Annotated in this window: 10 protein-coding genes; 6 read left to right on the forward strand and 4 right to left on the reverse strand. The window is 46.4% G+C overall.

Annotation, left to right across the window (positions count from 1 at the left end; genetic code table 11):
- Positions 1-109: 109 nt before the first annotated feature.
- Together QNO02_RS29505 and QNO02_RS29510 are read right to left on the reverse strand one after the other, a co-directional pair.
- On the reverse strand, positions 110-1,027 hold the full coding sequence (locus QNO02_RS29505) for an aldo/keto reductase (protein ID WP_076213731.1): 918 nt from the start codon (positions 1,025-1,027) through the stop codon (positions 110-112).
- Positions 1,028-1,174: 147 nt separating this feature from the next.
- On the reverse strand, positions 1,175-2,065 hold the full coding sequence (locus QNO02_RS29510) for a diacylglycerol/lipid kinase family protein (RefSeq protein WP_289392925.1): 891 nt from the start codon (positions 2,063-2,065) through the stop codon (positions 1,175-1,177).
- A gap of 354 nt (positions 2,066-2,419) precedes the next feature.
- Here QNO02_RS29510 and QNO02_RS29515 point away from each other — a divergent pair, with 354 nt between their 5' ends.
- From QNO02_RS29515 to QNO02_RS29525, 3 genes are all read left to right on the forward strand, one after another.
- The gene (locus QNO02_RS29515; protein WP_289390704.1) at positions 2,420-3,937 is read left to right on the forward strand and encodes a leucine-rich repeat domain-containing protein; all 1,518 of its coding nucleotides are present in this window, start codon (positions 2,420-2,422) and stop codon (positions 3,935-3,937) included.
- Positions 3,938-4,222: 285 nt separating this feature from the next.
- Positions 4,223-5,554, forward strand: a complete 1,332-nt coding sequence (locus tag QNO02_RS29520) for a glycoside hydrolase family 30 protein (RefSeq protein WP_502921892.1) — start codon at positions 4,223-4,225, stop codon at positions 5,552-5,554.
- A 310-nt stretch (positions 5,555-5,864) separates the two neighbouring features.
- Positions 5,865-7,025, forward strand: coding sequence for an MFS transporter (locus tag QNO02_RS29525; RefSeq protein WP_289390706.1), 1,161 nt, complete (start codon positions 5,865-5,867; stop codon positions 7,023-7,025).
- A 137-nt stretch (positions 7,026-7,162) separates the two neighbouring features.
- Here the strand turns inward: QNO02_RS29525 and QNO02_RS29530 are convergent, their stop codons facing one another.
- A complete protein-coding gene (locus QNO02_RS29530) occupies positions 7,163-8,125 on the reverse strand; it encodes an endo-1,4-beta-xylanase (RefSeq protein WP_133386336.1) in 963 nt (320 codons plus the stop codon).
- Positions 8,126-8,570: 445 nt separating this feature from the next.
- Here QNO02_RS29530 and QNO02_RS29535 point away from each other — a divergent pair, with 445 nt between their 5' ends.
- Complete coding sequence (locus QNO02_RS29535) at positions 8,571-10,859, forward strand: 5'-nucleotidase C-terminal domain-containing protein (protein WP_289390707.1); 2,289 nt, start codon at positions 8,571-8,573, stop codon at positions 10,857-10,859.
- A 315-nt stretch (positions 10,860-11,174) separates the two neighbouring features.
- Here QNO02_RS29535 and QNO02_RS29540 read toward each other — a convergent pair whose 3' ends face one another.
- Complete coding sequence (locus tag QNO02_RS29540; protein ID WP_091035466.1) at positions 11,175-12,107, reverse strand: macrolide 2'-phosphotransferase; 933 nt, start codon at positions 12,105-12,107, stop codon at positions 11,175-11,177.
- A 430-nt stretch (positions 12,108-12,537) separates the two neighbouring features.
- On the opposite strand from QNO02_RS29540, the gene QNO02_RS29545 reads away from it, so the two are divergent.
- On the forward strand, positions 12,538-12,894 hold the full coding sequence (locus QNO02_RS29545; protein WP_091035462.1) for a hypothetical protein: 357 nt from the start codon (positions 12,538-12,540) through the stop codon (positions 12,892-12,894).
- A gap of 231 nt (positions 12,895-13,125) precedes the next feature.
- Positions 13,126-14,571, forward strand: coding sequence for a DEAD/DEAH box helicase (locus QNO02_RS29550; RefSeq protein ID WP_289390708.1), 1,446 nt, complete (start codon positions 13,126-13,128; stop codon positions 14,569-14,571).
- The last annotated feature ends 74 nt before the right edge of the window (positions 14,572-14,645 follow it).

Genomic DNA, 14,645 nt, shown 5'->3' on the forward strand with positions numbered 1-14,645 from the left:
TCGGAAACGCGCCTGACATCAAACCTGAAAATAGACAAAAAACACGAGCCATCTACGGGCTCGTGTTCTCAACTGACTCAGCAGTCATCATGCTCACTATAACTTGGATTTAAGGCAGTATATTGCCTGCCGCACGGTAAATTTCATACCACTCTGGACGCGTAAGATGAACATCTCCTGCTTTTACACAGTCTTGCAGACGTTCGATATTCATCGTGCCTGTCACAGGTTGCATCTGCGCAGGGTGACGAAGCAACCATGCGATTGCAATCGTTGTATTGCTCACGTCATACTTCGCAGCAATCTCGTCAATCTTTGCATTCAATTCCGGGAACTTGTCACTACCCAGGAATACACCTTCAAAGAATCCGTACTGGAACGGGGACCACGGCTGAATGGTGATATCATGCAGACGACAGTAATCAAGAATGCTACCGTCACGATTAACCGCGGCATCGTTCTCCATGTTCACGTTGATGCCACTGTCAATCATCGTCGTATTGGTAATACTCATCTGCAACTGGTTGGCTACCAGTGGCTGTTTCACGTATTTTTTCAATAATTCGATCTGGTTCGGATTCTGGTTCGATACCCCGAAGTGACGCACTTTACCTTCGCGCTCCAGTTGATCAAAGGCTTCAGCCACTTCCTCCGGCTCAACCAATGCATCAGGACGGTGCAACAGCAGAACGTCAAGATATTCCGTTTTCAGACGTTGCAGGATGCCATCGACTGAGTTCAGGATGTGTTCTTTGGAGAAATCAAACATGCCTTTGCGAATCCCGCATTTGGATTGAAGAATCATATTTTCACGAACTTGGGGATTCATCTGTACCGCTTCGGCGAAGATCTCCTCACATGTTCCTGTACCATAAATGTCGGCATGGTCAAAGAAATTTGCGCCAACCTCCATTGCAGAACGAACAAAATGTTCGGCTTCCTTACCGTCTAGTGAATTAATCCGCATGCAGCCCACCGCGACTACAGGTACTTCTAGTGCACTGCTGCCCAATTTAATGGTTCTCAAGATGTTTTCCCTCCATATTCGAATATTATCGTGTATCTTACCTTTGATTGTGACATATATCTGCAATCGGTTTCAATAGATTTATCCTACTTTCATATGGAGAAATGATAGGTTCTTCATTCCAGCCTATAGATCCAAAAGAATATACTATACTTCTTCCGGTACAATGACCTCAATATGCCTTGGCAGGACACGGATATGAATCGGCAGGGCAGGACCTTCTTCCCCATCTACATTGGTGCGAATGGCTTCGTCTGAGCGAACATGAACTTCTTTCGCTGTAAAATAGTCCACGTCCTTATGGTCTTTCAGACTACCAAAGAAAAGGGAAGTGCCAAGGGTCAGACTGTTAAACACACTGATATTACGAACAACAAAACAATGTATCAGACCATCGTCCACCTCAGCATCCGGGGACAACTTCTCAAATCCTCCGACGGAGTTGGTCAGCGCCGCCAAAAAAAGTGGCGATTCCCCCTCCCAGATCTGTCCGTCATATTCGATGGTTAGATGATTGGCTGGTGTATTCACCAGGTCTTTCAAGCCTTCTTTGAGATATGCGAATGAACCCAACTTCGACTTCTCTTCCGAGGATACGGAGAACAGAGCTTCTGCCAAAGAACCTGCAGCCACAACGTTGGCAAACAGGCGATCATTGATTTTCCCCAAATCCACGATATGGGTCTGATCCGAACGTAACTGCCTAATGGCTTCTTCCGGGTCAAGCGAAATATTCAGCGCACGTGCAAAATCATTCACCGTACCTAGCGGTATAACGCCTAATCGGGGACGATGATCCTGATCCATCATGCCGTTAATCGTCTCATGTAGTGTACCGTCGCCTCCGATGGAGATGACCAGATCACAGCCGTCTTTGCAGGCGCTAAGGCAGTAGTTGGTGGCATCACCTTCCCCGGCCGTCTCATTAACAACCACCTCATACTGCTGTGACTCCAGAATTTCTCTGACTTGGGACACATACTGCTCGGCCTCTTCCTTACCTGACGATGGATTACTAATGATCATGGCTTGGCGCATACTCACATCTTCCCCTCCAAAATGGCATCTTTACTTCATCTTTACCCGTTTCAAGGGTGGATTGAATAGGGTCGGCGGGAGATGTTCTATTTTTTTTGATAAACATGTCTCTGAAGAGTGCAGATCAGGGTTTGTTTCATATAGAATAGAAGTATAGGAATACCACTTACGAAATTTCTTGTTCCTTTTTCCTGTTGACGGGTTAATAACTATAGATGTGCTTTTAGCCGAACCTGCAAAAATTAAACAGATTGATTTACACATAGCACTCCGATTGACAGAACAACCCTACGATTACTACTGTTCGGAGTATTTTATATTTTTATATCATCGGAATCGGAGGGAATGCATGCAATGAGAAGAATGACGCTACTATTTCTAGTATTCATCCTGAGTCTCGGGGCATCGGGGCAAGCCATGGCTTACACAACTACGGACTTGGGCGAGGGAATCATTGAAGATCCCGCTTTGGAGGACGGACTGAAGTTAATCCTGAACAAACCTCTGGATGTACCATTAACTTCAACGGATCTGGAGCAGCTTGAGGTGGTAGATCTAAGCAATGCAGGTATTCACAGCCTGACCGGTCTCGAATATGCAACCAACCTGACACACCTCCGATTATATGGGAATGAGATTGAGGATCTCACACCGCTGGAGCACCTAACCCAGCTTCGCGAGATCGATGTTCGCAACAATTACATTACATCCATAGACGCACTTACTGAATTAAAAGACTTGGGACGGCTGTACATCAGCAACAATTCCATTTCTTCCATAGAGGTTGTACGTGGGTTCAACCGATTACATACGTTCCACGCCAGCGGTAACCAGATTGCCAGTCTTGCGGCCCTCTCAGATGCGGATGCACTGAAGTGGCTTGAGATCTCGAACAATACGATTAACGATCTGACACCGCTCATGGGTAAAACACGGCTCCAACAACTCAATGTAGCAAACAACCAGATTCAGACGCTGGACGTACTGGCTGAATTGCCTAATACACTGCGGAATCTGAATGTGGCAGGCAACCAAATTACGGATCTGACACCACTGGAGCACATGACACGTCTTCGGACACTTGATATCTCTGGTAACCAAGTACAGCACCTCAAGGGGCTTGAGGGACTGACTGGGCTGACGGAGCTGAATGCAGAGTCCAATCAGATCTATGATCTGGAACCTTTACGGCAGCTTTCCAGCCTGGACGTATTAAAATTATCCAACAACCGGGTGTGGGATCTGACACCGATCGCAGGTTTTACGTTTACCCGTGATCAGTCAGCGACAAATGCTATACAGGATATCTCGGCGTCAACCTCGTTATCCTCCGGTATTCAGACGTCTGTCTCAGAGGTTGAGCCTGCCGGACTCACGGTACAGAACAACTATCTGGATGTTGTGAGTGGCAGTCATACGATGCAGCTACTGAATCGGATGAATGTGCGTGAGCAGAAACGAACGCCGCAAGGCAGCTTCCAACGTCTGATTGAAGGGTCCACCACTGCCTATGTCGGGGATCGTGCTTACGCACTGGATGCTGCACCTTTTATCGATGAAGGGCGGACCTATGTGCCTCTGCGTTTTGTCTCGGAGCAGTTAAATGCCCGTGTGAACTGGAACAGCGGTACGCGCGAAGCTGTGATCACACAGAATGATAAGACCATCCGTTGGAGCGTGGGTAACAAACAAGTTGTCGTGAATGATACGCTTGCGATCAATGATGCTCCTCTTCTGATGAAAAATGGTAAAGCTTTTGTACCGGTACGATTCATTTCAGAGCAATTCAATACCTCTGTTGGTTACATCGGAAGCAGCAAAACGATTCTGATTTTTGAAAATAAACAGCTTGGTGAGAGTGCACAGCCTTAAGAAAAACATAGCGAAAGTCCCCGTCTGAACAATCAGCGGGGATTTTTGTTGTGTTATGACAGTTGCGTAATGACATTGGATAATGGTATATGGACATCGCCGATCACAAGCAAATTGCAGCATACGATCTGTCTGTGCGGATACGAACTCGTAATGCTTTATCTTGGATTAGGGTAAATTTCACACGGTTTAGCATATCTTCTTTTGCCGTGGGAGTTGTTATACTGAACGTAATATATATATGACAACTGAGGTTCAATCGAGGAGGAAATTCACATGACATTCATGCTCACTGGTTATTCCACAACCCAAGACAACCCGTGGAGAGAGCTATCTTTTGTGCTGACTAATGAAAGCGCTAACTTAAAACTGACGGGTGAGCAACACCAGCTTGTAGAAGGGTTTGGCGGATGTTTCAACGAGCTTGGTTATATTGCTCTATCCCACTTGAATGAGGAGCAGCGCCATGAGGTATTTCATTCCCTCTTCCATCCGGAAGGTGAGAACAAGTTTAACATCTGTCGCCTGCCGATCGGCGCAAGTGACTATGCAGAGCAGTGGTACAGCCACAACGAGGTGGACGGAGACGTGGCCATGGAACATTTTTCAATCGAACGTGATTTCAAATATCTGATTCCTTACATTAAGGAAGCTCTAAGTTATAACCCGAACCTGCAATTCTTCGCCTCCCCATGGAGTCCGCCAACGTGGATGAAATCGCCGAAAGCCTATAACTATGGCACGCTTCGTTGGGAGAAAGCTATTCTGGAAGCCTACGCCCTGTATTTCGTAAAATTTGTACAGGCCTACCGTGAAGCAGGCATTACCATCCATCAGGTGCATGTACAGAACGAAGTGATTGCAGATCAGAAATTCCCTTCTTGCATGTGGACAGGTGAGCAGCTTCGTGAGTTTATCGCTGATTATCTGGGCCCGGCTTTTGACAAACACGGTCTGGATACCGAAATCTGGCTGGGGACGATCAACGCCCCTGATCCATGGGAAGAATTAATCAAGAAAAAAACAAATGACTTCGATGAGTACGCCGGGCTTGTCCTGAGTGATCCAAAGGCCTATTCCTATATCAAGGGTGTTGGGTATCAATGGGCTGGTAAAAATGCCATTCAACGTACCTCGGCAAGTTATCCGGAGTTGCGTTATATGCAGACCGAGAACGAATGCGGCGATGGCAACAACTCATGGAACTATGCCAAATATGTATATAATCTCTACCAGCATTACTTCAGCAACGGAGTGAACGCGTACATCTACTGGAACATGGTTCTGGAACCCAAAGGCCGCAGCACATGGGGCTGGGAGCAAAACTCCATGATCACCGTAGATCCGGACAATAAGGAGGTTACTCGGAACCCCGAGTATTATGTGATGAAACACTTCGCTCATCATATTGTTCCTGGTGCTCGAAGAGTCGGTCTGTCAGGCGCGTGGAGCGGGAAATCCGTTGCTTTCCGCAACCCGGATAACAGTCTCGTGATTGTCATCAACAATCCATTCCAGGACCGTCGGGACCTGTATCTAACCATCGAGGAAGGGCAGACCCTTCATATTGAGCTGGAGGCTGATTCCTTCAACAGCATGGTTATTCAACCGAAATAACTAATCCAACACATCGTTAAAAACGCGGACATCAATAGCGTTGGGCTCAGGAATTCCTTGAGCCGGCGCTATTTTTCATGGACCAGACCATGCCTACTGTCACCATGATTACTCCTGTAGAACACAAGCCGAAGACGACTTAAAGATATGACGTTTCACCTTTTATATTTACAAATCTATAAATCTAGATATAATGTAATCCAGAGAACTTACTCTCATGTCCATCATATTATAGGAGGAAAGGCAGTCCCATTTTAGAATATTATATCTACTTTTCTGTATATTTAAATTAATTGGAGGTACGCTTTACATGAAATCACAACAGGTCAACCCGCTCCTTATCCTGATTCTGGCAATCGGTGTATTCGGGATCATTACAACAGAAATGGGAATTGTGGGGGTACTGCCTCAGGTTGCGCATAAATTCGGTATCTCGGCTGCACAGGCAGGATGGCTGGTCAGTATATTTGCGCTGGTCGTAGCCATTGCGGGTCCCTTTCTCACCTTGCTGGCGTCCGGAATTAATCGCAAAATCATCCTTTTAACCGCTGTGCTGATGTTTGCCATTTCGAACATCGTCTATGCCTACGCCACAACATTTGATACCATGCTTATCTTCCGTATCATTCCCGCGTTATTCCATCCCGTCTTCTTTTCCGTAGCCCTGGTCACCAGTGCCCAACTCGTTCCGGCAGAGAAAAGCAGCCAGGCCGTCGCCAAAGTATTCACCGGAGTTACCGCGGGCTTTGCCTTTGGCGTGCCGCTGACATCGTATCTTGCTGAACGCCTATCTCTCGAAGTCGCCTTTCTGTTTGGAGCGATGGTCAGTGTGGTCGCCTTTATCGGAATTTGGATCTGGTTACCCTCAATGCCCGTGAAGGAAAAGATGTCCTATGGTAAGCAGCTTGGTATTCTGCGCAAACCCGGGTTATGGCTGAATGTTGCCGCAGTCATTTTTATATTCGCCGCCATGTTCTCTGTATACAGCTATTTCGCCGAGTATCTTGGGCAAGTCACTCAAATGAGCGGATCATGGATCAGTGTCATGCTGACCGTCTTTGGTGTCGTCATGATTATCGGAAATTTGGGGTTTGGACAGTTTCTGCGTAAGAGCGTGGTCCGAACTGTCCTCATGTTCCCCCTGCTGTATGTAGCAGCTTACGCACTCGTCTATTGGGCCGGTCCTCACTTCATATGGATGGTTATTGTAGTCATCCTCTGGGCATCCGTGCATTCAGGAGGATTGATTGTTAGCCAAACCTGGTTAACCGCTGAAGCGCAGGATGCGCCTGAATTCGGCAACAGTTTGTATGTATCCTTTTCTAACCTTGGTATTACCCTGGGTACTGCCATCGGCGGCTGGTTCATCGCAAATCTGGGAATACATCAACTGATCTGGAGCGGAATGATCTTTGCACTGATCGCTTTTGTATTGGTTTGGATTAAAATTAAATGCTTCCCTGCACCATGAATTGCCTAACACTGTTGAGACAAAGCATTAACACAAATAGCGCCATATTCCCATGCTTAACATGTAGAACAGGCGCTATTTGGTGTTATATGATTACCGGATTTGCAAGAGATGCTCAGACTTGTCAAAACGCAAGCTTAAGGATTGTTCGCCAGGTAATTTCTCAGCCATTGCATAGCCGGACGTTCTGTACCGTTGCTATTGACCAAGTGGGAGCCTGCCTGCCAAGTTTGATTTTGGTTGTAACCCCACAGCGTCACACCTTTAACAGCAGAGTGTTTCCACAGCACAGGGAATTTCTGCTGATAACGTTGCAATTGTGTATTGTCGTCACCTGTCATATCCAGCTCGGATACATAGATTGGCAACCCTGTCGCTGCAAGCTTGTTCAATACCGTGTTCATCGTGCTCACAGAAACGTTGTCCATATTGAAGTAATGCGCTTGGATTCCAATACCATCAACTAGACCTCTGTTTTTCAAAAGGTTGATAATCTGGATGTATTGGTCCGCTTTAGCGGGATCACCGATAATACCATATTCATTAATTAACAATTTGGAGTTAGGGAAGGCTTGTCTCGCCTGTTGGAATGACCAGATAACCCAATCCCAACCCGTTGCCCCATCTCCACCAATGGCATTGCGATAGGATGGTTTCGCATGCAGAGGTTCATTTACCACATCAACAAAGGCAGACTTCGAATACCGCTGTCCTGCGGCTTTAATCCATTGTGTCACTTCAGCCTTCTGATCTGCAGCTGAGAGACTGTTAATCCAATTTGGCTGTTGATTTCCCCATACGAGCGTATGGAATTTGAACGGGAATCCGTTGTTGTTAGCATAGTTGTAGGCCATGTCCGCCTGGCCCCAATTCATTACGTTGCGTGTGCCTTCAACAGCATCCCACTTGGTAGAGTTCTCCGGAGTTACCTGATTCCAATATGGGCTAAAATTCGAAGGAACCTGGTTGGCAATAATATTGCCCAGAAATTTGCTACCTTTCGCCAAACCAGCACTCACACTACCAACCGCAACAGAAGCAGCGAGAATCCCTACCAATGCCAGTGAGCCGACTGTTTTAAACCACTTAGACTTAATCAATGATTTTCCTCCTTAGTACTCATTTTTTGTTAAGCGCTTACAAACATCATTTTACTGGATAATTTTGGTTTTTAACACCTGTCAAATTATAGTATTTTATTGTAAAAAAGTAGAATTAAGTTATTTTTCTGAAGCTATTCATAGATTCACTCTCTTAAATCGAACATAACTCTTACAGTGCGAGTTCAAAAAGTTTGGTTTTCAGTACCGAGAAGATGGAATGAAGTTAGAAATGGAGTAGCGGAGCGTAGGGAAAACTACGTGAGCAACGGACATTTCGGCTGAATTTCAACTTCGATGCTGATGATGCCGCTAGGCATGATTCGTAATCAAAAGCGGACTTTTTGAACAACCTCTTACATTGGAGTTTACATTCACCACATGTTTATCTAGTATAAAATGATACATATCTTTACATACACTAGATAACAAGGGAGATTACAACATGCGCAAAATTTCAACAAAACGTTTCGCCGGATGGCCCCTATCATTTCTCTTATGTGCCTCCATTTTGTTCGCCCCTTTTGCTTCCACTCCGGTTCAGGCTGCTGAGGCAGACAAGGAAACCAAGATCACGTTGCTGGGTACATCGGATATACATGGTCGATTCATGCCGTGGGACTATGCTCTGGACGGTCCAAATCCAACTGGTAGCATGACACAGCTCTACACGATTGTGAAAAAAGTCCGTGCAGAGAATCCCAACACGATCCTGCTGGATGCAGGAGACATGATTCAAGATAACTCGGCTGAGTTGTTCAATGATCAACCTCAATCTCCCATGATGGTTGCAATGAACGAGATGAAGTATGACGCATGGGTTATGGGTAACCATGAGTTTAACTTTGGACTGGACGTACTGGAGAAGATCTCTTCCCAATTCAATGGACAGCCTCTCGTGGGTAACATTTTCAAAGAAAACGGCGACCGCTACATGCCTGCCTATACGATTATCGAGAAAGACGGAATCAAAGTGGGTGTCATTGGAATGAACACACCTATGATTACCGAGTTTGAAAAAGGGACGGATCACCTGAACGGTATCATCGTCAAAGATCCTGTGGAAGAAACCAAGAAGGCCATTGCTGAGTTGAAAGGCAAAGTCGATGTCATGGTTGGACTCATGCATATGGGATTGGATAACGAGAACGGAAATCCGGGCACCGGAGTGACGGATATCGCCAACGCCAACCCGGAGCTGGCTGCCATTTTTGCCGGACACATGCATACCTTGATTGAATCCCAAACGGTTAACGGCGTATTGATCTCCGAACCGAATAAATATGGCTCACATATTTCACGAATCGATCTGACATTTGAAAAAGACGGCGACAAAATTGTGCTGAAAAGCAAGGAAGCTCAAGCTCTCGCTGTAAAAGCAGCCGACGGAACATATGAAGTCTCCGATCCTGCGCTGGAAGAGACTTTGCACCCATTCCACGAGTTCGCTCGTGCCGATGCCAATATTGAAGTGGCTGAACTGAAAGGAACGAACCTGGTGCCTGCTGATGAGATTAAGGGTATCCCTGCGGTGCAGATCCAGGAAACACCTTTGTCTGACTTTTTCACCGAAGTGATGTTGCACTACAGCGATGCCGATGTGGTCGCGCACCAGATTGATAACGACAAGGCCAAGCTGGATATAGGCCCGATTAAGAAAAAGGATATTGCGTTCAACTACCAATACACCTTTGGTGAAGTAACCGTATATGAAGTAACCGGACGTGATCTGAAGGATTACATGGAGTGGTCTGCGGGGTACTTCAACTCCACACGCCCGGGTGATGTGACCATCAGTTTTGATCCGAAACGACGTGCTTCCAAATACAGCACCGATGATTTCTTCGGCGGCGTAACGTATGAGATTGACCTGACCAAACCATACGGCAGTCGGATTACAAATCTCAAGTACAGCAACGGTACGACAGTAAAAGAAGACGATACGTTGAAACTTGGCATGAACGCCTATCGAATGGAAGCGCTGATTGCCAAAGGCGGAGCCATGGAAGGGCGCAAGTTCAAGCAGCTCTGGTCCTCCAAGGATGCTTCGGCATTTGGTGAGATTCAAGGCACAATTCGCAACCTGTCCATCGCCTATCTGAAAGATGTCATGAAAGGTGTCTACGAACCGAAGATTCAACACAACTGGAAAATCACTGGCGTAGACCTGACTGCACCGGAGCGTGCAGATGTGGTGGAGTTAATTAACGATGGCATCATGTCTGTGCCAACAACAGAAGATGGCAAGTACACCAACATTGCCTCCATTAACATTTTGGATACGGTGACTCAGGAAGAGATTGATACGCTATCTGCCAAAGCAGATGTGAGTGCGGCACAATTCGCAGGCGTGAAAACCAAGGGAGCGTTCTATCAACAGCTGAACAAAGCTCGCAAAGCGGCAGGCAATGGCGAGGGAGAAACTACTCCTGAGGAGCCTACGACACCAACAGTACCAAAACCAACACCGACTCCAGGCACGTCGAAACCTGTTAAACCATCAACACCAAGCACTGGTAAACCGGATACCGTCATCAAAGGCAAACAAGCCAAGGTTACTGCGGCTTACCTGAACGTACGCGCTGGCGCTTCATCCAAAGCCAAGGTCGTTGCTGCCGTACCGAAAGGTACCCTGCTTGAGGTAATTAGTACAGACAAGTATGGTTGGGTAAAAGTGAAGTTGGATGGACGTGTAGCATTTGTATACGGGAAATATGTGAGTATCTTGAAATAGATACAATCGTTACGCACCACGCTTAACGAAAAAGAAAAAAGGGCGATTCTCCCATGAATATCATGGTGAGGATCGCCTTTTGCTAGGTTAACAAACCGTTAGGATTATCGCTGTAACTGCTCTATGGGAAAAAGTCATTTAGCCTTGTGGCAGGTTCTTGATTTTATCTATAAAAGAATCCAGCTGTATTCCATTCGTTTGTTCCGTAAAGTCACGTAATTCATCCGATTCACCCTCATAGGCAGCAAGTACGTAGTCATCATCGACAATATAGTATGTGCCGTAGCGAGTGAACGAATTATATACCTTCGATGCTCAACCTCTCTTTACATCCCAGTTTGCCAGCATGCCTCTCGCCATTTCCATCGTCGACTCTTCCCCTGTGGTTAGAGCAAATTTGGCAACCAGTGCCGGGTAAGCAGCCCATTGTTCACGAATATGTTCAAACATCTGAGGCCATGTCCTTCCCCCTGCCTTCTCGTATCGCTTCAGCAGATCGCGTAGTCCATCATCTTGGAAAAGTCCATAAAGGATTACAAAATCCTTACCCGGATCAGCGATCTCCGCTTCCGTCCAGTCGATGAGTCCGGTTACCCGCTGTGTATCATCGACAATGATATGCGGTGGGTGCAGATCCCCGTGATTAAACGTCGAGTGCTTCGGCCAATAGCTACCCACAGACAGCCACACCGTCCAGCGTTCCGCCAGTTGGTCCGGTACCGTAAAATTCTTTTTAATCTCCTCTATATTTGCCGCAAACTCTTTGCGAGCTTCCATAGGCGTCTTGATCCGAACTCCGCCCCTGGCCGCCTCCTCAGGATCAATGTTGTGCAATGCGGCAAGTGTAGCAGCCAGTGAATCCAGGAACTCGTCAGACAAGGTCTCCTGCGGGAAACGCCACGCATATCCTGCGCCAGCAGGATCTACCACTGCAATCGGGTCGCCATCCAATAGTGGATAAGCGATAAGTTCGGGCGTGCAGATTCGCCAGTCCGGTACCTGTGCCGGAACACTCCCCCGGACAACGTCCAGTACTCTACGTTCATTCTCGGCACGCCCCCATACGTCTTCACGCCGCGGCTGACGCAGAACCCACTTTTGTCCACTTATATCAGTGGCGAAGGCTACACGGAAGTCCATCCCGGACTCATTGATTTCCATTGATTCCTTGCGGATTTGAAGCCCATTTTGTTCAGCCAGCAACCATATATCCTGTGTGAAATCCACTTGTTCATTTGACTTTGTCATATCCAAACCTCCCCTTTTCCTTGGAAAAATAAAAAACACAGACATTCATGCCTGTGCTTTCGATCTCGGAATAGGGCTATACCTATTTTTGCGCATCCCCATAGTGGTACATCAAAGAACCACTCTTATGCAAGAGTGTCCACTACAAATAACGGCATACGTGTAAACAGGCAAACTTCTCCCGATGATCTGCACACAGGCAGTGAAACAGCAAGCGCAAGCAAACGTTCCGCTACTATCTCAATCGAAAAAAATTTACCACACGTATCCCTCCGTTCAGTAAGATAACTATATGCTAACATATTCCAATTTCTAGCACCAGACTGAATCGACTGATTTTCGTTTTTTTATTGATGTACAGGAACTTCATCCTCTCAGGTAACGTCCATAGTTATAGATTGATTAAAAAGGATGCGAGGTGAGCACCCCAATGTCCATTGTACGAAGGTTATCCTTATTACCAGTGATCTTGCTTCTGCTAACGCTCGGATGCGCAGAGCAATCCGAGGAACAAGGGAAAGAGAAGCCACATGTACGAGGAATTATTACGGATTTTGAGGAAGAAAGAGGTCAGGTACTCATCGACAATAAAGAAGATGGCGGTGTTGATTCAGGACCGATTTGGGTCTCGCTCAGCAAGGACGCCGAACTCATCGTTGGAGGAGAGATTGTCGCCGTCTCTTTGGATGAAACAATGGTTGGTCGAAGTGCAGAAGTGTGGGTCAATGGAATTATTGCTCAATCTTACCCTCCCCAAACCAAGGCTGTAAAAATGGTCATTCACTAACACCAAGCAAACTACCGATACATTTCGTTTCACGTGGAACGTTATGATACACATACGAATAGCAACAAACGTTGCTCCCTCAAATCAGAAATCATGAAAACAATTTACACACTTAAAGCATTTACTCCGTTAGCCTGCCTGCATATAGAGTATAATGAAGAGGTATACGATAAATGTACGGTGCAATGCTTGTATGTAGAGTATTCAAAACTAACGCAAAAGAGGTAAACGATGAGCGAGCAACAATTTAAAGATTATGGACTTGGTGAAGAGATCGTAAAAGCACTGGACAGTCTGGGCTATGAGACACCAACCGAGGTTCAAACTAAAGTTATTCCGGTAGCACTTGAGAATCAGGATCTTGTGGTCAAATCACAGACAGGCAGTGGTAAAACAGCCGCCTACGGCATTCCGCTCTGTGAGCTTGTGGATTGGAATGAGAATAAGCCACAGGCTTTGATTCTTACCCCAACCCGGGAACTGGCTTTGCAGGTTAACGAAGATATTACGAATATCGGCCGCTTTAAGCGTATTAAAGCAACCGCACTATACGGACAGTCCCCTTTTCATATCCAAAAAGCAGAGTTAAAACAAAGAACACACGTGGCTGTTGGTACACCAGGTCGGGTACTGGATCATATCGAACGCGGCACGCTGCCACTCGAACGGATCGCCTATCTCGTTATTGACGAGGCTGATGAGATGTTGAATATGGGCTTTATTGAGACGGTACAGTCCATCATTCAGAAACTGCCGCAGGAGCGAGTAACGATGTTGTTCTCCGCTACGTTCCCTGAAGATGTAGCCAAGCTGTCACGCAAATACATGAACAAAACGGTGGAGATTGAGATCAAGGCAAGTGGACTGACAACAGCCACCATCGAACATGCCGTGATTCACGTTCCAGAGGTGAACAAAACCGCGCTGCTTCAGGACTTGTTCATTGTGGAAAATCCGGATAGCTGCATTGTGTTCTGCCGTACGCAGGAAAATGTGGACAAACTGTTCCGTGTCATGGCTGACCTTGACTATCCAGCAGATCGTATCCATGGTGGTATGGAGCAGGATGAGCGGATTGAAGTAATGAACGCATTCCGACGGGGACAATTCCGTTATCTGATCGCGACAGATGTAGCTGCACGTGGTATTGATATCACAAATATTACTCATGTCATCAACTACGATATTCCTTTGGAAAAAGAGGGATATGTTCACCGTACAGGCCGTACGGGGCGCGCAGGCAAAACAGGTAAAGCCATTACGTTGATTACACCGAAAGATGGCAGACGTCTGGCGGAGATTGAATCCTATATTGGATTCGAAATCCCTGTCGTGAAAGCACCTTCCGAGGAAGCTGTAGATCGCCGCAGAGAAGATTTTGAGAAGCGATTGAAGATCGTTCCTGAACGTAAAAAGGACAAGCGTGAACAGCTGAACCAACAGATCATGAAGCTGAACTTCAACGGAGGCAAGAAGAAGAAACTTCGCGCCGTTGACTTTGTAGGTACCATCGCCAAGCTTGAAGGGGTTACTGCAGACGACATCGGGATCATTACGATTCTGGATAATGTGACGGATGTAGAGATTCTGAACGGCAAAGGCCCACTCGTATTAGAGCTCATGCAGAATACAACGATCAAAAAGATGCAGCTCAAGGTTCGCAAAGGTCATAAATAGTTTGGTAAACACGGTTAAATAAATAGAAATTCAAACAGGGATAGTGGACTCTTTTCTAAGTCTGCCATCCCTGT

The organism is Paenibacillus sp. PK1-4R (genome assembly GCF_030369595.1).
Classification (GTDB): domain Bacteria; phylum Bacillota; class Bacilli; order Paenibacillales; family Paenibacillaceae; genus Paenibacillus.

Bases quoted from the DNA above. Each gene is read 5' to 3' on its own strand.
- QNO02_RS29510 (WP_289392925.1), bottom strand. From the start codon at position 2,065: ATGCGCCAAGCCATGATCATTAGTAATCCATCGTCAGGTAAGGAAGAG.
- QNO02_RS29515 (WP_289390704.1), top strand. From the start codon at position 2,420: ATGAGAAGAATGACGCTACTATTTCTAGTATTCATCCTGAGTCTCGGG.
- QNO02_RS29520 (WP_502921892.1), top strand. From the start codon at position 4,223: ATGCTCACTGGTTATTCCACAACCCAAGACAACCCGTGGAGAGAGCTA.
- QNO02_RS29525 (WP_289390706.1), top strand. From the start codon at position 5,865: ATGAAATCACAACAGGTCAACCCGCTCCTTATCCTGATTCTGGCAATC.
- QNO02_RS29535 (WP_289390707.1), top strand. From the start codon at position 8,571: ATGCGCAAAATTTCAACAAAACGTTTCGCCGGATGGCCCCTATCATTT.
- QNO02_RS29540 (WP_091035466.1), bottom strand. From the start codon at position 12,107: ATGACAAAGTCAAATGAACAAGTGGATTTCACACAGGATATATGGTTG.
- QNO02_RS29545 (WP_091035462.1), top strand. From the start codon at position 12,538: ATGTCCATTGTACGAAGGTTATCCTTATTACCAGTGATCTTGCTTCTG.
- QNO02_RS29550 (WP_289390708.1), top strand. From the start codon at position 13,126: ATGAGCGAGCAACAATTTAAAGATTATGGACTTGGTGAAGAGATCGTA.